Origin of the sequence: Pseudomonas sp. BF-B-26 (assembly GCF_019956495.1) — a bacterium.
Taxonomy (GTDB): Bacteria; Pseudomonadota; Gammaproteobacteria; order Pseudomonadales; family Pseudomonadaceae; genus Aquipseudomonas.
Genome location: NZ_JAHBDP010000114.1, coordinates 1 through 18,135, shown reverse-complemented (window position 1 = coordinate 18,135; position 18,135 = coordinate 1). Strand labels below are relative to the sequence as shown.

Annotated in this window: 24 protein-coding genes; 7 read left to right on the top strand and 17 right to left on the bottom strand. The window is 60.6% G+C overall.

Annotation, left to right across the window (positions count from 1 at the left end; translation table 11 throughout):
* The first annotated feature begins 111 nt into the window (after nt 1-111).
* Nucleotides 112-966, top strand: a complete 855-nt coding sequence (gene rpoH / locus KGB03_RS26220) for an RNA polymerase sigma factor RpoH (RefSeq protein WP_007897890.1) — start codon at nt 112-114, stop codon at nt 964-966.
* A gap of 205 nt (nt 967-1,171) precedes the next feature.
* Here rpoH and mtgA read toward each other — a convergent pair whose 3' ends face one another.
* Nucleotides 1,172-1,894 carry a monofunctional biosynthetic peptidoglycan transglycosylase gene (gene mtgA / locus KGB03_RS26215; protein WP_218536693.1) on the bottom strand — a complete coding sequence of 241 codons (723 nt, stop codon included), beginning with the start codon at nt 1,892-1,894 and terminating at the stop codon, nt 1,172-1,174.
* 74 nt (nt 1,895-1,968) lie between these two features.
* Here mtgA and KGB03_RS26210 point away from each other — a divergent pair, with 74 nt between their 5' ends.
* The 4 genes from KGB03_RS26210 (at nt 1,969) to trmB (ending at nt 4,221) form a co-directional block, all read left to right on the top strand.
* The gene (locus KGB03_RS26210) at nt 1,969-2,340 is read left to right on the top strand and encodes a DUF423 domain-containing protein (RefSeq protein WP_223529895.1); all 372 of its coding nucleotides are present in this window, start codon (nt 1,969-1,971) and stop codon (nt 2,338-2,340) included.
* 90 nt (nt 2,341-2,430) lie between these two features.
* Nucleotides 2,431-2,631 carry a sulfur carrier protein ThiS gene (gene thiS / locus KGB03_RS26205; protein WP_008026157.1) on the top strand — a complete coding sequence of 67 codons (201 nt, stop codon included), beginning with the start codon at nt 2,431-2,433 and terminating at the stop codon, nt 2,629-2,631.
* Nucleotides 2,632-2,691: 60 nt separating this feature from the next.
* A complete protein-coding gene (locus tag KGB03_RS26200) occupies nt 2,692-3,486 on the top strand; it encodes a thiazole synthase (protein WP_008068101.1) in 795 nt (264 codons plus the stop codon).
* Nucleotides 3,487-3,495: 9 nt separating this feature from the next.
* A complete protein-coding gene (trmB, locus tag KGB03_RS26195; protein ID WP_223529893.1) occupies nt 3,496-4,221 on the top strand; it encodes a tRNA (guanosine(46)-N7)-methyltransferase TrmB in 726 nt (241 codons plus the stop codon).
* Nucleotides 4,222-4,306: 85 nt separating this feature from the next.
* Here trmB and KGB03_RS26190 read toward each other — a convergent pair whose 3' ends face one another.
* The 10 genes from KGB03_RS26190 to KGB03_RS26145 form a co-directional block, all read right to left on the bottom strand.
* Nucleotides 4,307-4,630, bottom strand: a complete 324-nt coding sequence (locus KGB03_RS26190; protein WP_008152641.1) for a DUF3392 domain-containing protein — start codon at nt 4,628-4,630, stop codon at nt 4,307-4,309.
* 22 nt (nt 4,631-4,652) lie between these two features.
* A complete protein-coding gene (hemW, locus tag KGB03_RS26185; RefSeq protein WP_223529890.1) occupies nt 4,653-5,858 on the bottom strand; it encodes a radical SAM family heme chaperone HemW in 1,206 nt (401 codons plus the stop codon).
* Entirely contained in the window at nt 5,855-6,451 is a 597-nt protein-coding gene (gene rdgB / locus KGB03_RS26180) for an RdgB/HAM1 family non-canonical purine NTP pyrophosphatase (protein WP_008152637.1), read from the bottom strand. Before rdgB ends, hemW begins: the two co-directional genes overlap by 4 nt.
* The gene (locus KGB03_RS26175; protein WP_111448450.1) at nt 6,448-6,882 is read right to left on the bottom strand and encodes a DUF4426 domain-containing protein; all 435 of its coding nucleotides are present in this window, start codon (nt 6,880-6,882) and stop codon (nt 6,448-6,450) included. The genes rdgB and KGB03_RS26175 overlap by 4 nt, the downstream gene beginning before the upstream one ends.
* Before the next feature lie 26 nt (nt 6,883-6,908).
* The gene (gene metW / locus KGB03_RS26170; RefSeq protein WP_008152632.1) at nt 6,909-7,529 is read right to left on the bottom strand and encodes a methionine biosynthesis protein MetW; all 621 of its coding nucleotides are present in this window, start codon (nt 7,527-7,529) and stop codon (nt 6,909-6,911) included.
* A gap of 7 nt (nt 7,530-7,536) precedes the next feature.
* Nucleotides 7,537-8,676, bottom strand: coding sequence for a homoserine O-succinyltransferase MetX (metX, locus tag KGB03_RS26165; RefSeq protein WP_074871658.1), 1,140 nt, complete (start codon nt 8,674-8,676; stop codon nt 7,537-7,539).
* A 190-nt stretch (nt 8,677-8,866) separates the two neighbouring features.
* A complete protein-coding gene (locus tag KGB03_RS26160; protein WP_111448451.1) occupies nt 8,867-9,154 on the bottom strand; it encodes a DUF167 domain-containing protein in 288 nt (95 codons plus the stop codon).
* Nucleotides 9,155-9,158: 4 nt separating this feature from the next.
* The gene (locus tag KGB03_RS26155) at nt 9,159-9,749 is read right to left on the bottom strand and encodes a YggT family protein (protein ID WP_046045226.1); all 591 of its coding nucleotides are present in this window, start codon (nt 9,747-9,749) and stop codon (nt 9,159-9,161) included.
* Between the two features lie 10 nt (nt 9,750-9,759).
* On the bottom strand, nt 9,760-10,578 hold the full coding sequence (gene proC, locus KGB03_RS26150; protein WP_111448452.1) for a pyrroline-5-carboxylate reductase: 819 nt from the start codon (nt 10,576-10,578) through the stop codon (nt 9,760-9,762).
* Nucleotides 10,579-10,611: 33 nt separating this feature from the next.
* Nucleotides 10,612-11,298, bottom strand: coding sequence for a YggS family pyridoxal phosphate-dependent enzyme (locus tag KGB03_RS26145; RefSeq protein WP_223529885.1), 687 nt, complete (start codon nt 11,296-11,298; stop codon nt 10,612-10,614).
* A 195-nt stretch (nt 11,299-11,493) separates the two neighbouring features.
* On the opposite strand from KGB03_RS26145, the gene KGB03_RS26140 reads away from it, so the two are divergent.
* Entirely contained in the window at nt 11,494-12,528 is a 1,035-nt protein-coding gene (locus KGB03_RS26140; RefSeq protein ID WP_218536698.1) for a type IV pilus twitching motility protein PilT, read from the top strand.
* Nucleotides 12,529-12,669: 141 nt separating this feature from the next.
* Here the strand turns inward: KGB03_RS26140 and KGB03_RS26135 are convergent, their stop codons facing one another.
* The gene (locus tag KGB03_RS26135) at nt 12,670-13,287 is read right to left on the bottom strand and encodes a C40 family peptidase (protein ID WP_111448455.1); all 618 of its coding nucleotides are present in this window, start codon (nt 13,285-13,287) and stop codon (nt 12,670-12,672) included.
* Nucleotides 13,288-13,537: 250 nt separating this feature from the next.
* Between KGB03_RS26135 and KGB03_RS26130 the strand changes: the two genes are divergently transcribed.
* The gene (locus KGB03_RS26130; RefSeq protein WP_111448456.1) at nt 13,538-13,969 is read left to right on the top strand and encodes an NINE protein; all 432 of its coding nucleotides are present in this window, start codon (nt 13,538-13,540) and stop codon (nt 13,967-13,969) included.
* 131 nt (nt 13,970-14,100) lie between these two features.
* Here KGB03_RS26130 and KGB03_RS26125 read toward each other — a convergent pair whose 3' ends face one another.
* The 5 genes from KGB03_RS26125 to KGB03_RS26105 all read right to left on the bottom strand — a co-directional run bounded on the left by KGB03_RS26125 (nt 14,101) and on the right by KGB03_RS26105 (nt 17,998).
* Nucleotides 14,101-15,372, bottom strand: a complete 1,272-nt coding sequence (locus KGB03_RS26125) for a dihydroorotase (RefSeq protein WP_008152614.1) — start codon at nt 15,370-15,372, stop codon at nt 14,101-14,103.
* Nucleotides 15,369-16,373 carry an aspartate carbamoyltransferase catalytic subunit gene (locus KGB03_RS26120; RefSeq protein WP_007897943.1) on the bottom strand — a complete coding sequence of 335 codons (1,005 nt, stop codon included), beginning with the start codon at nt 16,371-16,373 and terminating at the stop codon, nt 15,369-15,371. Before KGB03_RS26120 ends, KGB03_RS26125 begins: the two co-directional genes overlap by 4 nt.
* A gap of 27 nt (nt 16,374-16,400) precedes the next feature.
* On the bottom strand, nt 16,401-16,904 hold the full coding sequence (pyrR, locus tag KGB03_RS26115) for a bifunctional pyr operon transcriptional regulator/uracil phosphoribosyltransferase PyrR (protein WP_008152613.1): 504 nt from the start codon (nt 16,902-16,904) through the stop codon (nt 16,401-16,403).
* A gap of 84 nt (nt 16,905-16,988) precedes the next feature.
* A complete protein-coding gene (gene ruvX / locus KGB03_RS26110) occupies nt 16,989-17,426 on the bottom strand; it encodes a Holliday junction resolvase RuvX (RefSeq protein ID WP_005792259.1) in 438 nt (145 codons plus the stop codon).
* Entirely contained in the window at nt 17,426-17,998 is a 573-nt protein-coding gene (locus tag KGB03_RS26105; protein WP_218536700.1) for a YqgE/AlgH family protein, read from the bottom strand. The genes ruvX and KGB03_RS26105 overlap by 1 nt, the downstream gene beginning before the upstream one ends.
* Nucleotides 17,999-18,135 lie beyond the last annotated feature (137 nt).

Genomic DNA, 18,135 nt, shown 5'->3' with positions numbered 1-18,135 from the left:
TCATTTTGCTCGTATTGACCTTTCAGCGTTTATGGGAACTTGTCTTTTGGTTTCCGGTCAATTTTCGCAGTGCTGAACTGCACGAGTTATGTAAGTCGGAGGTTTTTTCGTATGACCAATTCTTTGCAACCTGCATATGCTCTGGTCCCGGGTGCGAACCTGGAGGCCTATGTGCACACGGTGAACAGCATTCCATTGCTGACGCCGGAGCAGGAGCGTGAACTGGCCGAGAGTCTCTATTATGAGCAGGATTTGGGGGCGGCTCGGCAGATGGTGCTCGCCCACCTGCGTTTTGTTGTACATATCGCCCGTAGCTATTCCGGCTACGGTCTGGCTCAGGCTGACCTGATCCAGGAAGGCAACGTCGGCCTGATGAAGGCGGTGAAGCGCTTCAACCCGGAAATGGGTGTGCGCCTGGTGTCTTTTGCAGTGCACTGGATCAAGGCGGAAATCCACGAATTCATCCTGCGCAACTGGCGGATCGTGAAAGTCGCGACCACCAAGGCCCAGCGCAAGCTGTTCTTCAACCTGCGCAGCCAGAAGAAGCGTCTGGCGTGGCTGAACAACGAGGAAGTTCACCGTGTGGCGGAAAGCCTCGGTGTAGAGCCTCGGGAAGTGCGTGAGATGGAAAGTCGCCTGACCGGCCATGACATGGCCTTCGACCCGGCTGCGGAAGCGGACGACGACAGCGCTTTCCAATCGCCGGCCAACTATCTGGAAGACCACCGGTACGACCCGGCGCGTCAGCTGGAAGATGCCGACTGGAGCGACAACTCCAACCACAACCTGCATGAAGCGCTTGAGGTGCTGGACGACCGCAGCCGTGACATCCTCTACCAGCGCTGGCTGGCGGAAGAAAAAGCCACGCTGCATGACCTGGCGCAGAAGTACAACGTGTCGGCCGAGCGTATTCGTCAGCTCGAGAAGAGCGCGATGAACAAACTCAAGTTGTCGATCGCCGCCTAACCGCAGCTCAGGCATAAAAAAACGCCCCGATCATTGATCGGGGCGTTTTTATTTGTACCCATTTTTCCTGAATCACCATAAACCAATGTGGGAGCGACGGTGCGACGATTCGACCTGCTCGCGATGGCGTCAGGTCAGTCGCTATAAATATTGAATGATCAATAGCTATCGCGAGCAGGCTCGCTCCCACAGGGGATTTGCAGTGTTATTGGGACCAAGGCGCGCGGCGTGAATCATTGATCCCTACCAGATAGCTGTCGCCACCGAGCTGACTCATCTGCTGTCGAATCCATCCCGCTCGCCGTGCGACGTAGCTAGTCGGATGACTGGCACTCCACACTCGCGGGTTCGGCAGCACCGCAGCCAGCAAGCTGGCCTGCTGGCGAGACAGCGAACGAGCGCCGACGCCAAAGTGATGCCTGGCTGCTGCTTCAGCGCCAAACACACCGTCATCCCACTCGACACTGTTGAGGTACACCTCAAGAATTCGCTGCTTGGGCCAGAACACTTCGATCAGCCCGGTAAACCAGGCTTCCAGGCCTTTGCGCAGCCAGCTGCGGCCGGACCACAGAAACAGATTCTTCGAGACCTGTTGACTCAGGGTGCTGGCGCCGCGAATCGTTCCGCCGAGTTCGTTGTGGGCCAGTGCGGCCTGGATCGCGCCAAAGTCAAAGCCCCAATGTTCCGGGAATTTCTGATCTTCGCCGGCAATCACCGCGACTTTCAGGTCATCGGAGATTTCATCCCAGGGTTTCCAGGTGCGTTGCAGGTCGATGGGCTCGCCGTCGAACCAGGATTCGACCTTGCGCTCGACCATCAACGTGGTTCCCGGTGGCGGTACCACGCGAAAGATCAGCACCAGCAATACGCTGCCACCCGCGAACCAGAGCAGTGCCTTCGTGAATCGTCGCAAAAATAAACGCAGCATAGAGATGGCTTGGCCGAACCCGTTGAGCGGGCCATTATACAGACCCTGTGGATCGAGTCTGACTGGAGTTCTTCATGCTGCGTGGCTTTCTGATGCTGGCCGCTTTTTTCGGCTTCACCGGCGTTGCCCTTGGCGCGTTCGCCGCCCACGGCTTGAAAAGCCGCCTGACGCCCGAGTACCTGGCGATTTTCCACACCGGCGTGACCTATCAGTTGGTGCACACCTTGGCGTTGCTGGGCGTTGCGCTGCTGGCCACGCAGGTTCCCGGTCGCCTGATCACATGGGCGGGTGCATCGTTCGTCGTCGGCATCCTGCTGTTTTCCGGCAGTCTGTACCTGTTGACCATGACCGGCGTGAGCAAGCTCGGGATCATCACCCCCTTCGGCGGGCTGGCATTTCTGGTCGGCTGGTTGTGCCTGGGGATTGCCGCCTGGCGGTTGAGCTGACCGGGTGGTCCATTTCATGACGAATGGCTTGGGTCGCCAAGACTGATCGGGCTAGAATGCCAGCCCCTAAAAATGATGGCGGCATCCGGCATGCGCATTCAGTTGAACGGCGAATCCCTTGAACTGCCCGACGGTGAAACCGTTGCGGCCCTGCTGACCCGTCTGGAACTGACCGGACGCCGGGTGGCGGTCGAACTCAATCTGGATATCGTCCCGCGCAGCCAGCATGCAGATACCACGCTGAACGACGGCGACAGCGTCGAAGTCGTACACGCCATCGGCGGCGGCTAGTCGTCCGGCCCGCAAGGGCACAGAATTCTGCAAGAACCTCACCCCTACAGAGGATTTCCCATGAGCATCGTTCGTAGCGACAAGCCCTTCGTCCTGGCCGGTCGTACTTACCAGTCGCGTTTGCTGGTAGGCACCGGCAAGTACCGCGACATGGAAGAAACCCGCCTGGCCATCGAAGCCTCGGGTGCCGAGATCGTCACCTTCGCCGTGCGCCGGACCAACCTCGGCCAGAACCCGGGCGAACCGAACCTGCTCGAAGTCCTGTCGCCGGATCGCTACACCTTCCTGCCTAACACCGCCGGTTGCTTCGACGCTACCGAGGCTGTGCGCACCTGCCGCCTGGCCCGTGAGCTGCTCGGTGGTCACAACCTGGTGAAGCTGGAAGTGCTGGCGGACCAGAAAACCCTGTTTCCCAACGTGATCGAAACCCTCAAGGCCGCTGAAGTGCTGGTCAAGGAAGGCTTCGACGTGATGGTTTACACCAGCGATGACCCGATCATCGCCCGTCAACTGGCGGAAATCGGCGTTATCGCGGTGATGCCACTGGCCGGTCTGATCGGTACAGGCCTGGGGATCTGCAACCCGTACAACCTGCAGATCATCCTCGAAGAAGCCAAGATTCCTGTGCTGGTCGACGCCGGTGTCGGTACTGCTTCCGACGCCACCATTGCCATGGAACTGGGTTGCGAAGCGGTGCTGATGAACTCGGCCATCGCCCACGCCCAGCAGCCGATCATGATGGCTGAAGCCATGAAACACGCCATCGTTGCAGGTCGCTTGGCCTACCTCGCCGGCCGCATGCCGAAAAAACTCTATGCCAGCGCCTCTTCGCCGCTGGATGGTCTGATCAAGTAAGAGCCATTGATGACTGAATCAAACGACACGCCTATCCAGACGGAAGAAGGCGACGAGCGCCAACACCGCCGCATCAAGAGTTTCGTGATGCGCGCCGGTCGCATGACCGAAGGCCAGCAACGCGGTCTGGAACAGGGCGCCCCGCTGTTCGTGCTGCCTCTGGCCGACGCGCCGGTGGACTTCGACCAAGTGTTTGGTCGCTCGGCGCCACGCTCGCTGGAAATCGGTTTCGGCATGGGCCATTCGCTGCTGGAAATGGCCGCGGCCTCGCCGGAGCAGGATTTCATCGGCGTGGAAGTACACCGTCCGGGTGTCGGCGCGCTGCTCAATGGCGTGCTCACTCAGGGCCTGACCAACCTGCGGGTCTACGATTGCGATGCGATCGAAGTGCTCAACCGTTGCGTGGCCGACAACAGCCTCGATCGCCTGATGCTGTTTTTCCCGGACCCATGGCACAAGAGCCGTCACCACAAGCGCCGTATCGTTCAGGCGTCGTTCGCTGAACTGGTGCGCAGCAAGTTGAAGGTCGGCGGTGTGCTGCACATGGCCACCGACTGGGAACCGTACGCCGAGTACATGCTGGAAGTGATGAACGTTGCGCCGGGTTATCGCAATCTGGCCGAAGACGGCAAATGCGTCCCGCGCCCGGCCGAGCGCCCGATCACCAAGTTCGAACGCCGCGGCGAACGTCTTGGGCATGGCGTGTGGGACTTGAAGTTCGAAAAACAGTCCTAAGCCCTACTCAATACCAAATGTGGGAGCGAGCAAGTCGAATCGTCGCACCGCCGCTCCCACATTTGTTTTGTGGTGTGTTCGACAGTCAGCGGCGATCAGCGACGACGCCAATCAACACCAGCACCACCAACAACACCGGTGCCAGGCTGTAGTTGTTGAACTGGCTCAGGCCTTTGATGATCCATGGCGTGGCGTAAATAAGCGCGACGCCGCTGCCGATCATGCACAGCAGGGCCATCAGCGGGACGCGCAAGGCGCCGGCAATGCTGCCCAGACGTGCGTCGACCCAGCCTTTGATATCGGCGCCAAACAACACCAGCAGACAGCCCACCAGTGCCAGAGCGATTTCAGACAGGTTGCTACGGCTCCAGCGGGACGCGGTGGCGAGCAGGTCGAGTATCAAATCCATTCGTTTTCCCTTAAGGCTGAAATCAGCTCAGAAATGTCTGCAGCAAGTCATTGAGGAAGAGTTGTCCGCGCTCGGTGGCCGCCAGACGTGACGGTTCGACCTGCAACAAGCCACTTTGTTCGGCGACCTGGCGGCCTTCGGCGAGGCTTTCCAGGCTCATCCCGGTGCGTTCCGGATACAGTCGCGATTCAACGCCCTCGGTCAGGCGCAAGGCGTTCATCAGGAATTCGAACGGCATTTCCTCATTGGTCAGGGCTTTCTCCCCAGCCTTGAAGCTTTTGGCCGGGTTGAGGTAGTCCTTCGGCAAGCGGGTCTTCCAGGTGCGGACGATGCGCCCGTCCGGGTGGCTGAGCTTGCCGTGAGCCCCGGCACCGATGCCGATGAAGTCGCCGAAACTCCAGTAATTGAGGTTATGTCGCGCCGGACGGCCAGGCTGGGCATACGCCGAGACTTCGTATTGCGCGTAACCGTGCTCGGCCAGTAATGCCTGGCCGGCTTCCTGAATGTCCCACAGCGTGTCGTCTTCCGGCAGCGTTGGCGGCTGGTTCCAGAACACCGTGTTCGGCTCCAGGGTCAGTTGATACCAGGACAAATGCGTCGGCTTCAGGGCGATGGCCTGGCGCAGGTCGCTCAGGGCGTCGTCCAGGGACTGATCGGGCAAACCGTGCATCAGGTCCATATTGAAGTTGTCGAACCCGGCCTGACGGGCCATGCCGGCGGCACGCACCGCTTCGTCACCGTTGTGAATCCGCCCCAGGGCCTTGAGTTTCTCTTCCTGAAAACTCTGGATGCCGATCGACAGGCGATTGATGCCCAGCGCCCGGTAGGCGACGAACTTCTCTTGCTCGAACGTCCCCGGATTGGCTTCCAGGGTAATTTCGATGTCGCTGGCGAACGGGATGCGCTGTTCAACGCCTTTGAGCAAACGGCCCAGGGCTTCAGCGCTGAACAGGCTCGGCGTGCCGCCCCCAAAGAAGATCGAACTCAGCTCGCGACCGTAGACCGCATGCAGGTCTTGATCGAGGTCGGCGAGCAACGCGTCCACATACTCTTCTTCCGGCAGCACCGGGCTGGCAGTGTGGGAGTTGAAGTCGCAATAAGGGCATTTGCGCACGCACCACGGGATGTGGATGTACAACGCCAGGGGCGGCAGCACGGGGAGCGCGGCCCGAGGCGATTGGGCGGCACCGCCGAAGATCAGCGGCGACGCGGATGAGTCATGGATCATTTCAGGCCCAGACGCTGGCGCAGCAGATCCATTGCACGGGCGCGGTGGCTGATGAGGTTCTTGTCGCTCGGGCTCAGTTCGGCGCTGGAGCAATCGCGCTCCGGCACCCAGAACAGCGGATCGTAACCAAAACCGTGTTCGCCGCTGGCCGCTGGCAGGATGCGTCCGTGCCACAAGCCTTCGCAGATAATCGGCAACGGATCGTCGGCGTGACGCACCAGCGCCAGCACGCAGACGAACTGTGCACCGCGTTCGGCTTGCGGCACGTCTTTCAACACGTCGAGCAGTTTGGCGTTGTTCGCCGCATCGCCCTGGCCATCAGCGTAACGAGCCGAGTAGATCCCCGGCGCACCGCCGAGGAAATCCACCGCCAACCCCGAATCGTCCGCCAGTGCAGGCAGGCCGGAGATGCGCGCGGCATTGCGGGCCTTGAGGATGGCGTTCTCGACGAACGACAGGCCGGTTTCTTCAGGCTCGACGCTGCTGAACTCGCCGATCGAGCGCAGTTGCACCGATTCGCCGAGCATGGCCTGAAGTTCCTTGAGTTTGCCGGCGTTGTGGCTGGCCAGTACGAGTTGCGTGAAGTTGATCATTCGCCGGGAAAGAGCTCTTGGTTGAAATTGATGGTGTTGATTTTATCGCCGTTCTGCACCTTGATGTCGAAGGTCCGGACTTCCTGCTGATCGACCGGGAACTGGGCGATGTAGTAGATCGCGCCTTGTTCGGTGATCTGTTTGAACTTCAACGGTATGGTCTGGCTGGTCAGGTCTTTCACCGATCCGCTGACTTCAGCGGTCAGTGGTTTGCCGTCCTTGAGCACGGAGACGTTGATCACACCCTGGTTCTTGCTGCGTGTCAGCCCGGCTGCTTTGGCGATGTCCGGTGTCAGGAAGGTGGAGTTGAAGGTGTTGTAGTGCACCGTTACATCGCCAAAGGTTTCCTTGCGCTCGCCTTTGATGACGTCGGCGGCCATGGCGGTGACGCTCAGGCAGGCAGTAAGTACAAACAGCGCTAGACGACCCATGTTCGTTCTCCTCGAAGTGTCGCGATTCAGACCGCGACCTTGTGGTCTTGCAGCCCGGGGCTGCTGACGCGGTAAATACCAATTTCACCTAATAGATTAGGCCATAGCTTACTGGCCCACCCGTGACGGTGTTGTTGATCCACGGCAAGCCGATCAATGACCCTGGCTTCACGTTCGCGACACAACGCTTCAAAGTCTTCGAAGGTGCAAAAGTGGATGTTCGGCGTGTTGTACCAGGTGTACGGCAGAAAGTCGGACACCGGCATCCGGCCCTTGCTCGCCAGGTACCAGCGGCAGCGCCAGTGACCGAAGTTGGGGAAGGTGATGATGCACTGGCGACCGACGCGCAGCATTTCGTCGAGGATCTTGTCCGGGTAGTGCACGGCTTGCAGCGCCTGGGTCATGACCACGACGTCGAAGCTGTTGCTGGCAAAGTTGCCCAGGCCTTTGTCCAGGTCCTGCTCAATCACGTTGATGCCCTTGGCCACGCACTCGGCGATGTTGTCCGGGTCATTTTCCAGGCCATAGCCGGTCACTTGCTTGTTGTCGCGCAGCCAGGTCAGCAATTCGCCATCGCCGCAACCGAGGTCGAGCACGCGGCTGCCGGCGGGGATCCATTCCTGGATGATTTCCAGATCAGCTCTCATGGCTTTCTCACAACGTAATGCGGTTCATGTAATTGCTGAATGCCTGCAAATATCGAGGGATCGGAATCAGGAAGGCATCGTGGCCTTGCGGAGCGTCGATCTCGAGGTAGCAGACGTCTTTCTTGGCCGCCATCAGCGCGTCCACCAGCTCCCGCGAGCGGGCAGGGGAGAAGCGCCAGTCGGTGGTGAAAGACATCACGCAGAACTTGGCCTGGGCGTTGGCGAAGGTTTTCGCCAGGTCATCGTCGAAGTTCGCCGCCGGATCGAAGTAGTCCAGCGCCTTGGTCATCAGCAGGTACGTGTTGGCGTCGAAACGCCCGGAGAACTCTTCGCCCTGATAACGCAGGTAGCTTTCGACCTGGAATTCAACGCTGTGGAAGTCGTAGTTGAGCTTTTCGCTCTTCAGGCCCCGACCGAATTTCTCACCCATCGAGTCATCGGACAAGTACGTGATGTGCCCGACCATCCGCGCCAGCATCAAGCCACGCTTGGGGATCACGCCCGCTTCCTGGAACGAACCGCCGTGGAACTCGGGGTCGGTGAGGATCGCCTGGCGCGCCACTTCGTTGAAGGCGATGTTCTGCGCCGACAGCTTGGGGGCCGAGGCGATGGCCAGGCAGTGGCGAATGCGATCGGGGTAGGTGATGCTCCATTGCATCGCCTGCATGCCACCGAGACTGCCGCCAATCACGGCAGCCCATTGGCCGATGCCCAGCAGGTCAGCCAGGCGCGCCTGGCTGTGAACCCAATCTTCCACGGTCAGTACCGGGAAGTCAGCGCCGAACGGCTTGCCGGTTTCCGGATTGACGCTGCTCGGGCCGGTAGAGCCGTTGCAACCGCCGAGGTTGTTCAGGCTGACCACGAAGAATTTGTTGGTATCAATTGGCTTGCCGGGGCCGATGCAGCTGTCCCACCAACCGGGTTTGCGGTCGTCGGGGCTGTGGAAGCCGGCAGCGTGATGATGACCGGACAAGGCGTGGCAGATCAGCACGGCGTTGCTCGCCGCGGCATTCAGCGTGCCGTAGGTTTCGTAGATCAGGTCATAAGCTGGGAGCGAACGGCCGCAGGCCAAGGCCAGGGGTTCGCTGAAGTGCGCCACTTGCGGCGTCACCAGACCAACAGAATCGGGGGGAAAGGCAGCTGGCATCGACCCTGCTCTCGTTGAAATGAGGCGTAAGTCTAAAGACCGGTGTGGCTAGCGGCAAGCAAAGGCCGGGCCTGATTTCATTCAGTCAGACCGAGGTGCGCCATTCGCGAGCAAGCCCGCTCCCACATTGGAATGCGTTCCCCTGTGGGAGTGGGCTTGCTCGCGAAGGCCGCGCCTCGGTTTATCGGTTCTATCGCATCAAACCAGGCAAATCCGGCAACTTCTTCGGCGAGCAAATCCGCACTCGCTTCTGCCGGTTCAACTCGCCGCTTATCAAGCTCACCTGACTCTTGGACACCCCAAACGCTTTGGCCAGAAACGCTATCAAATACGCATTGGCCTTGCCTTCAACCGGCGGCGCCGTCAGGCGGATCTTCAATCGATCCCCATGCAGCCCGCAGAAATCATCGCTGCGGGCCGCCGGTTGCAGGTGACACTCCAGAATCAGGTCGTCACCGTCCCAGCGAAAGTAGCTCACCGGGTCAGATCAGCAGACGCAGGATTTCCGGCATCATCGTCATGGCGGCGAGGTTGTTGATCACCAGCATGTCGATCAGCTTGAGCACCATGAACGCCAGGATCGGCGAGATATCCAGGCCGCCGAGGTTCGGCAGGATCTTGCGGAACGGCGCCAGGGCCGGCTCGCAAATCTGGTTCACCAGTTCGGCGCCAGGGTTATGGCTGCCCGGTGCGACCCAGGACAGGATCACGCTGATGATCAGGGCAAAGAAGAAAATCTTCAGGAACAGCGCAGTCACGCCGATCAGCGACCAAATCAGCAATTGCAGCGGGTTACCGATGGTGCCGTACGTCAGCAGCAGGGTCAGGGCCATCAACGCCAGTTGCACGAGGATCGCCAGCACCAGCGAGGACATGTCCAGGCCGAACATGCTCGGGATGATCCGACGCAATGGCTTGAGCAGCGGCTGAGTGGCTTTCACGGCGAACTGGCAGAGCGGGTTGTAGAAGTTTGCGCGTACCAGTTGCAGTACGAAGCGCAGCAGCACGATCAGCAGGTACAGGCTGCCCAGGGTTTGCAGCACGTAGACCGCTGCAGTGTTCAATCCAATCATGTAAGGCTCCTTATTGACCCAATTGTTCGGCCATCTCGGCCGAGCGGTGCGCAGCGGCGCCAAGTGCTTTTTCTACCAGGGCTTCGAAGCCGCCGGCCTGGAACGACTTGATCGCCGCTTCCGTCGTGCCCGCAGGCGACGTCACGCGGCGACGCAGTTCCGCAGCGTCGACGTCACTGGCCACGGCCATATGAGCAGCGCCCAAAGCGGTTTGCAGGGTCAGTTGTGCAGCGATGTCTGCTGGCAGGCCGAGCTTCACGCCGGCGGCGGTCATGGCTTCGATCAGCAGGAAGAAGTACGCAGGGCCCGAGCCGGAAACGGCGGTGACCGCGTCCAGTTGCTGCTCTTCATCCAGCCACAGGGCGATGCCAACGGCGGACAGCAGTTCTTGCGCCTGTTTGCGTTGCTCGGTACTCACTTGCGCCGTGGCGAACAAACCGCTCACACCCTGACGCAGCAGCGCCGGAGTGTTGGGCATGCAACGCACGATCGGTTGGGCGCCGAGCCAGTTGTTCATGCTGGCGCAGGTGATGCCGGCCGCAATCGAGACCACCAGTTGATTGGGCTTGAGGCTTGGGCGAAGCGCTTCGCAGACGGCTTTCATCGCTTGGGGCTTGACCGCCAGTACGATGACTTCGGCGCCCTGGATGGCGTCGGCGTTGTCGGCGAACACCTCGATACCGTGTTCAGCGTTCACGCGAGCACGGGTGTCAGCGCCCGGATCGCTGGCGCGGATCTGCGCGGCGTCCAGACCTTTGGCGCGCAGGCCACCGATCAGGCTGGCCGCCATGTTGCCGGCACCGATAAAGGCAATACGAGTCTTGCTCATGTCAGGTCCTTATAGAGAGGTATGTCAGCCACGTTATGGCTGGCCGTAGTCGCGGGCGCCAAACAGGGCCGTACCAATACGGACCCACGTGGCGCCTTGGGCGATGGCCGACTCAAGGTCGTGGCTCATGCCCATGGAAAGTGTGTCGAGCGGCAGGTTCAGGCTGGCTTGCAGGCTTTGTACGGCAGCAAAAGCCGCATCCTGAGCGGCGCGATCTTCAGTCGGCTCGGGGATTGCCATCAACCCGCGCAGCTTGATGCGCGGCAGTTCGCTGATGGCATTGGCCAAGGCCGGCAGGTCGGCCGGGGTGCAGCCGGACTTGCTGGCTTCACCGCTGACGTTGACCTGGATGCAGATGTTCAGTGGGGGCAACTCGGCAGGACGTTGTTCGGACAGACGTTGTGCGATTTTCAAACGATCCACGGAATGCACCCAGGCGAAGTGCTCGGCGATAGCGCGAGTCTTGTTCGATTGAATGGGGCCGATGAAGTGCCAGATCAAGGGCAGGTCGGCCAATTCGAGCTGTTTGCTCAAGGCTTCCTGCAGGTAGTTCTCGCCAAAGTCGCGCAGGCCGGCGGCATACGCTTCGCGCAGGGCCTCGGCGGGCTTGGTCTTGCTCACGGCCAGCAGCTGGACGCTGTCTGCGTCGCGCTTTGCGGCAACGGCGGCAGCGTGGATGCGTGAACTAACCTGAGCAATGTTGTCTGCTATCGTGGACATCAAATCCTGCCTGAAAAGTGCCTACACTCGATCATGCGGCGTTAAAAGTCGACTCAGAATGCTCATTGACTGACGTCAACTCCGCTTCTTCGCCGACTTTTGCCTTGCCTGATCATCGCTCGGCGACTTTATCAGGCGAGGATTAGGCGCCGGCGGCTGAAGGTTCGCGGCATTCTACTGGAATTGAGGAACGCTATGGATATCACTGAGCTGCTGGCTTTCAGCGCGAAACAGGGCGCATCCGACTTGCATCTGTCTGCCGGCCTGCCCCCGATGATTCGGGTCGACGGCGATGTGAGGCGCATCAACCTGCCAGCCCTGGACCACAAACAGGTGCAGGCGCTGATCTACGACATCATGAACGACACGCAGCGGGTGGACTTCGAGAAGCACCTGGAGACCGACTTCTCCTTTGAGGTGCCCGGCGTGGCGCGTTTTCGGGTTAACGCGTTCAACCACAATCGCGGTGCTGGCGCGGTATTCCGGACCATTCCATCCAAGGTCCTGAGCATGGACGACCTCGGTATGGGGGAGGTGTTTCGCAAGATTACCGAAGCGCCGCGGGGGCTGGTGCTGGTGACCGGCCCCACCGGTTCCGGCAAATCCACCACTTTGGCGGCGATGATCGATCACCTGAACAGCCATCGTCATCAACACATCCTCACCATCGAAGACCCGATCGAGTTCGTCCACGAGTCGCGCAAATGTTTGATCAATCAGCGTGAAGTCCATCGCGATACACGCAGCTTCGCCACGGCCCTGCGCTCGGCCCTGCGGGAGGACCCGGACGTGATTCTGGTGGGAGAGATGCGGGATCTCGAGACCATTCGCCTGGCGTTGACCGCCGCCGAAACTGGTCATCTGGTGTTCGGCACGCTGCACACGACATCGGCGGCGAAAACCATCGACCGGGTGGTGGACGTGTTTCCGGGGGACGAGAAATCGATGGTTCGTTCGATGCTGTCCGAGTCGTTACTGGCGGTGGTGTCGCAGACGCTGGTCAAGAAAATCGGCGGCGGGCGGATCGCGGCCCACGAAATCATGCTCGGCACGTCAGCGATCCGTAACCTGATCCGTGAAGACAAGGTGGCGCAGATGTACTCGTCGATTCAGACCGGGGGCAACCTGGGGATGCAGACGCTGGATATGTGCTTGAAGGAGCTGGTGAGCAAGGGCTTGATCAGCCGCGAGCATGCGCGGGAGAAGGCGCGCACGCCGGATGGTTTCTGAGGGATTGAGAGCGGACCTGTGGCGAGGGAGCTTGCTCCCGCTGGGCTGCGAAGCGGCCCCAAAAAACTGCGAGCGCTGCGCACTCGAGCGGGAGCAAGCTCCCTCGCCACAAATGTCCGCCTTCAGGAGGGCGCCCGTATATCAGCGCTGAACAACCTGTAAGGTGTTCTTCTCTTTTGGCATAACCCGCTTGGCAACCACGTAGTGGCTTTCCCAATAGGGTTTCTTCAGCGTGTCGATGGTTACCGACTTGCCACGACGTGGTGCGTGGATGAAGCGGTCGTTGCCCAGGTAGATGGCGACGTGATTGACCTGACGGCTCTTGATGTTGAAGAAAATCAGGTCGCCAGGCTTCAGATCCTTGCGATCGACTTTCTCCCCATGACCGCTGGCCATGGCGTTGGAAGTGCGCGGCAGGTCGAACGTGGCGTCATTGAACGCGTATTTCACCAGGCCACTGCAGTCGAACCCTTTACTTGGGCTGCTGCCGCCCCAACGGTAAGGAGTACCGAGGACGTTTACGGCGCGGCTCAGCACGTTGCTGCTTTCCTTGGTCGCCATCGGCGGAACAAGGCCACTGTTGCTGCTCAGTTGAGGAGCGCGTTTTACGGTCTGTTTGTTTTTGCTCGAAGGAGCAGAAATATGGGATTTTGGGGTGTAACCATTAACGTTAGGAAGACGTTGCTCACGATTGGTGGCGTGGGCGGCCAGTGGCATCAAAAGGCAAATGGTTAGCCATGTCTTGAAAAATGGACGCATTAGGCAAGGCTCATATAAGTTAGCGCGCAACTTTATAACAGCTTTTTTGGCCCTTCCGCGGCCGTTGGTCGATTCAACCTTGGGGTCAACGGAACCAAATAAGCGGAAAATAGACGCGATTGTCGGACACGACGCTTGTGTTACAAGGGTTTGACGGGACACAAGGTAGCATTTGCCATACGTCGGCCACCTGTAAAAAAGTCACAAAGATTTAAAGAATATTTATCTATCGTGTGAATCGAGGTCCTTCATGAACACCTATCAACAACCCGTTTCGCATCAAGACACGCACAGCAAGGTCATCGGTTACCTGCTGTGGATTTTCGGTTTTACCGGCGCTCACCGCTTCTATTACGGCAAGCCGGTAACGGGGACGATTTGGTTCTTAACCCTCGGTTTGTTGGGTATCGGTTGGCTGATTGACGTGTTTCTGATCCCGGCCATGGATCGTGAAGCGGACCTGCGTTTTACCGCCGGACCCATTGAGTACAACGTTGCGTGGATTCTGCTGACGTTTCTTGGGGTATTCGGCGTACACCGCATGTATCAGGGGAAGTGGATCAGCGGATTGCTGTACCTGGTGACGGGCGGGTTGTTCTTTCTGGGGGTTCTGTATGACTTCTGGACGCTGAACGACCAGGTGTCGATTCGCAATGCGCAGAATAGAGGCGCCTTTCAGTAAGCCTTCGCGAGCAAGTCGAATCGTCGCACCGCCGCCCCCACATTTGACCGCATTCCTCTGGGGGAACTCGGTCAAATGTGGGAGCGGCGGTGCGACGATTCGACTTGCTCGCGAATGCAGGCGACGCGGTCTTACGCCTGGTGGCTGATGCGTCCATCCACCAAGGTGTAACGCACCACGCCCGGCAGGCTGTGGCCAATGAACGGGCAGTTTTCACCTTTGGACAGCCAGGTTTCGCCGGCCACGGTCGAAGCCGCCGGGTCGAACAGCACGATGTCCGCTGGTCCACCTACCGCCAGTTTGCCCGCCGGCAGGCGCAATGCCTCGGCAGGTCCGGTGCTCAAGCGCGCCAGCAGCGTTGGCAGGTCCAGCAAACCATCCTCCACCAGTGTCATCGCCAACGGCAGCAGCAGTTCAACGCTGCTGATGCCCGGCTCGGTGGCCCCGAACGGCGCCAGTTTGGCGTCCCGCTCGTGGGGTTGGTGATGACTGGAGATCGCCGAGACGACACCGGATTTCACCGCTTCACGCAGGCCATCGCGGTCGGCGCGGGTGCGCAGCGGCGGCTGGACGTGATAGAGGCTGCTGAAGTCGATCAACGCTTCGTCGGTCAGGATCAGCTGATACAGGGCGACATCGGCCGTCACCGGCAGGCCGCGAGCCTGGGCCTGAGCGATCAGGGCCACGCCACGGGCGCTGGTGAGCTGGCTGAAGTGCGCGCGCACGCCACTTTGCTCGACCAGCAGCAGGTCCCGGGCCAGCGCCACGGTTTCAGCGGTTTCGGGAATGCCCGGCAAACCGAGGAAACTGGCGGTCGGGCCTTCGTGGGCCAGGCCACCTTCGGCCAGGTCATGGTCCTGAGAGTTGAAAATCACCGTCAGGTCGAATGTCGCGGCGTATTCCAGCGCCCGGCACAGCGTGCGGGTGTTGCGGAAGCTGTCCAGGCCGTTGCCGAAGGCCACGCAACCGGCATCGCGCAAGGCGACCAGCTCGGCCAACTGTTCGCCGTCCAGGCCTTTGCTCAGGGCGCCGATCGGGAACACCTTGGTGTTGCCGGCCTCGCGGGCGCGGTCGAGGATCAGTTCGGCCACGGCCGAGGTGTCCAGCACCGGTTTGGTTTTCGGCGGACAGCACAGGCTGGTGACGCCACCGGCCGCGGCGGCGCGGGTTTCGCTGACGATTGAGCCTTTACGGCTGTAGCCCGGCTCGCGCAGGGCGACATTCAGGTCAACCAGCCCAGGGGCGGCGACCAGGCCTTTGGCGTCGAGGGTATCGACGGCGACAAAACCGGCGGGCGCAGCGCCAAGGGCAATGATCTTGCAGGCTTCAATATGGATATCGGTAACTTGATCCAGGCCGCTGGCCGGATCGATGACGCGTGCGCCGAGAATGCTGAGCTTCACTGGGCGTTCTCCTGCTCGAATTGGCGCTGGGCTGTTTGCCCGCTCATGGCCATGGACAGCACGGCCATACGAATTGCGATGCCGTAGGTGACCTGGTTGAGGATCACCGAGTGCGGGCCGTCGGCCACCGCCGACTCAATTTCCACGCCGCGGTTGATCGGCCCCGGGTGCATGACGATGCAATCCGGTTTGGCGCCGGCCAGACGCGCGGTGGTCAGGCCGAACAGGCGGTAGAACTCACCTTCGCTCGGCAGCAGGCCGCCAGTCATGCGTTCACGCTGCAGGCGCAGCATGATCACCACGTCGACGTCTTTCAGGCCTTCGGTCATGTCGGTGTAAACCTTCACGCCGTATTGCTCGATGCCGATCGGCAGCAGGGTTTTCGGCGCGATCACGCGGATGTCCGGGCAACCGAGGGTTTTCAGCGCCAGCATGTTCGAGCGCGCCACCCGCGAGTGCAGGATGTCGCCGACGATAGCCACCGAGAGATTTTCAAAGCCGCCCTTGTGCCGACGGATGGTGAGCATGTCGAGCATGCCCTGGGTCGGGTGGGCGTGACGGCCGTCGCCGCCGTTGATGATCGCCACTTGTGGGCACACGTGTTCGGCGATGAAGTGCGCCGCGCCGGAATCACCGTGGCGCACGACGAACATGTCGGCGGCCATGGCTTCCAGGTTGCGCAGGGTGTCGAGCAGGGTTTCGCCCTTGCTCGCCGACGACGTGGACACGTTCAGGGTGATCACGTCCGCCGACAGCCGCTGGGCCGCCAGTTCGAAGGTGGTGCGGGTGCGGGTGGAGTTCTCGAAGAACACGTTGCACACGGTCTTGCCGCGCAGCAACGGGACTTTCTTCACCGCCCGGGCGCCGACTTCGAGGAACGAGTCGGCGGTGTCGAGGATTTCCGTCAGCAACTCGCGGCGCAAACCGTCGAGCGAGAGGAAGTGGCGCAGCTGGCCCTGATCATTGAGCTGCAGCGGGCGCTTGGTTTCTAGAGGCGTCATCGCGAGGGGGACTCTCAATAGGGCGAATTAAAGGGCGAGGTCTTGCAGTTCGAGCTTGAGTTCCGGGCCGGACAGTTTCACCCGTTCGTGGGCGGCCAGCGACAGGGTCGCGCCGACCACGTTCGGGCGGATCGGCAGCTCGCCGGCGTCCAGGTCCAGCAGGCACACCAATGTCACGCTGGCCGGGCGGCCATAGTCGAACAGCTCATTGAGGGCGGCGCGGATGGTCCGGCCGCTCATCAGCACGTCATCGATCAGCACCAGGTGCTGGCCTTCGATCTCGAACGGCAGGGCGGACGGGCGCACTTGTGGGTGCAGGCCGTTCTGGCTGAAGTCGTCGCGGTAGAAGGAGACGTCCAGGGTGCCGAGGGGCGAGTCGCTGCCCAGTTCATCGAGCAACGCCTGGGCGACCCAGACACCACCGGTACGAATACCGATGTAGCGCGGCTCGCTGATACCACGGTGTTCCAGGTGCGCCTTGAGACGGGTCGCCATCTGGCTGATCAGTTCGGCGGGATTGGGCAGGCTCATGGTTGCTCCTTCTTGGGCCCGAGCCGGGTTCTGCTGGAGAGGTGGCTCGGGTTGTCGCTAAGTAGAGACGCGTGTTGCGGCTCTTCAGGATTCGAACAATGCGGTGTTTTCGTCGAGCCAGCCTTGCAGCAGCAGGGCAGCGGCGATGGCGTCCACCGGGTTGTCGCGGTAGCTGCCCTTTTGTCCGCCACGATCACGCCGTTCACCCTTGGCTTCGAAGGTGGTCAGGCGTTCATCGTGGGTATAGAAGGGCAGGTTGTAGCGGCCGTTGAGACGGCGGGCGAATTTCTCGGCGCGCAGGCACATGTCGCTCGGCGTGCCGTCCATGTTCAAGGGCAGGCCAACCACCACGGCATCGGGTTTCCACTCTTTAATCAGGGCTTCGACCTGATTCCAGTCGGGAATACCGTTTTGTGCCTTCAAGGTGCACAGCTCGCGGGCCTGGCCGGTAATCACCTGGCCGACCGCAACGCCGATCTGTTTGGTGCCGTAGTCGAAACCCAAAATCAGGCGCAGGGCCATCAGGCGTGTCCCGCCTGGCTGGTCAGCAGGCTGAGATTGACGCCCAGGTGCTTGGCCGCTGCTTCCAGGCGCAGTTCGCTGCTGGTGTTGAACAAAATTTCGGCATCGAACGGGCAGGTCAGCCAGGCGTTCTGGGCCAGTTCGGCTTCCAGCTGCCCGGCTTCCCAGCCAGCGTACCCGAGGGCAATCAGGCTTTTCGCCGGACCGACGCCGTCGGCGATGGCGAACAGCACGTCCTGGGAGGTCGACAGGGCCAGTTTCTCATCGAGCTCGACGGTGGCCTGATAACTCTGCCCCGAGGGGTGCAGGACAAAACCGCGATCGGTCTGCACCGGGCCGCCGATGAAGATCGGCACATGCTGGCAGAGCACCGGCGGTTCGATGTCGGGGCGCAGTTGCTCGAGGATATCGGCCAGGTTGAGGTCTTGCGGACGATTGACCACCAGGCCCATGGCACCATTGGCCGTGTGCTCGACGATGTAGGTCAAGGTGTGCGCAAAGTTCGGGTCGACCATGTGAGGCATGGCGATCAGGAACTGATGCTTGAGGTAGCTGGGGCTGACGTTCTTCATGAGCGCTAGTGTGGCGTTGGTGGCGCAAACTGACAAGCCGAGGATGGCGCAATTTGGCAGTCGGCACAGACCAAATGTGGGAGCGGGCTTGCTCGCGAAGGCGGTGTGTCAGTCGACATCAATGTTGAATGATTGAC

What these genes read in the sequence shown, in the direction of transcription:
- rpoH (WP_007897890.1), top strand. Translation starts at nt 112, where the DNA reads ATGACCAATTCTTTGCAACCTGCATATGCTCTGGTCCCGGGTGCGAAC.
- mtgA (WP_218536693.1), bottom strand. Translation starts at nt 1,894, where the DNA reads ATGCTGCGTTTATTTTTGCGACGATTCACGAAGGCACTGCTCTGGTTC.
- KGB03_RS26210 (WP_223529895.1), top strand. Translation starts at nt 1,969, where the DNA reads ATGCTGCGTGGCTTTCTGATGCTGGCCGCTTTTTTCGGCTTCACCGGC.
- thiS (WP_008026157.1), top strand. Translation starts at nt 2,431, where the DNA reads ATGCGCATTCAGTTGAACGGCGAATCCCTTGAACTGCCCGACGGTGAA.
- KGB03_RS26200 (WP_008068101.1), top strand. Translation starts at nt 2,692, where the DNA reads ATGAGCATCGTTCGTAGCGACAAGCCCTTCGTCCTGGCCGGTCGTACT.
- trmB (WP_223529893.1), top strand. Translation starts at nt 3,496, where the DNA reads ATGACTGAATCAAACGACACGCCTATCCAGACGGAAGAAGGCGACGAG.
- KGB03_RS26190 (WP_008152641.1), bottom strand. Translation starts at nt 4,630, where the DNA reads ATGGATTTGATACTCGACCTGCTCGCCACCGCGTCCCGCTGGAGCCGT.
- hemW (WP_223529890.1), bottom strand. Translation starts at nt 5,858, where the DNA reads ATGATCCATGACTCATCCGCGTCGCCGCTGATCTTCGGCGGTGCCGCC.
- rdgB (WP_008152637.1), bottom strand. Translation starts at nt 6,451, where the DNA reads ATGATCAACTTCACGCAACTCGTACTGGCCAGCCACAACGCCGGCAAA.
- KGB03_RS26175 (WP_111448450.1), bottom strand. Translation starts at nt 6,882, where the DNA reads ATGGGTCGTCTAGCGCTGTTTGTACTTACTGCCTGCCTGAGCGTCACC.
- metW (WP_008152632.1), bottom strand. Translation starts at nt 7,529, where the DNA reads ATGAGAGCTGATCTGGAAATCATCCAGGAATGGATCCCCGCCGGCAGC.
- metX (WP_074871658.1), bottom strand. Translation starts at nt 8,676, where the DNA reads ATGCCAGCTGCCTTTCCCCCCGATTCTGTTGGTCTGGTGACGCCGCAA.
- KGB03_RS26155 (WP_046045226.1), bottom strand. Translation starts at nt 9,749, where the DNA reads ATGATTGGATTGAACACTGCAGCGGTCTACGTGCTGCAAACCCTGGGC.
- proC (WP_111448452.1), bottom strand. Translation starts at nt 10,578, where the DNA reads ATGAGCAAGACTCGTATTGCCTTTATCGGTGCCGGCAACATGGCGGCC.
- KGB03_RS26145 (WP_223529885.1), bottom strand. Translation starts at nt 11,298, where the DNA reads ATGTCCACGATAGCAGACAACATTGCTCAGGTTAGTTCACGCATCCAC.
- KGB03_RS26140 (WP_218536698.1), top strand. Translation starts at nt 11,494, where the DNA reads ATGGATATCACTGAGCTGCTGGCTTTCAGCGCGAAACAGGGCGCATCC.
- KGB03_RS26135 (WP_111448455.1), bottom strand. Translation starts at nt 13,287, where the DNA reads ATGCGTCCATTTTTCAAGACATGGCTAACCATTTGCCTTTTGATGCCA.
- KGB03_RS26130 (WP_111448456.1), top strand. Translation starts at nt 13,538, where the DNA reads ATGAACACCTATCAACAACCCGTTTCGCATCAAGACACGCACAGCAAG.
- KGB03_RS26120 (WP_007897943.1), bottom strand. Translation starts at nt 16,373, where the DNA reads ATGACGCCTCTAGAAACCAAGCGCCCGCTGCAGCTCAATGATCAGGGC.
- pyrR (WP_008152613.1), bottom strand. Translation starts at nt 16,904, where the DNA reads ATGAGCCTGCCCAATCCCGCCGAACTGATCAGCCAGATGGCGACCCGT.
- ruvX (WP_005792259.1), bottom strand. Translation starts at nt 17,426, where the DNA reads ATGGCCCTGCGCCTGATTTTGGGTTTCGACTACGGCACCAAACAGATC.
- KGB03_RS26105 (WP_218536700.1), bottom strand. Translation starts at nt 17,998, where the DNA reads ATGAAGAACGTCAGCCCCAGCTACCTCAAGCATCAGTTCCTGATCGCC.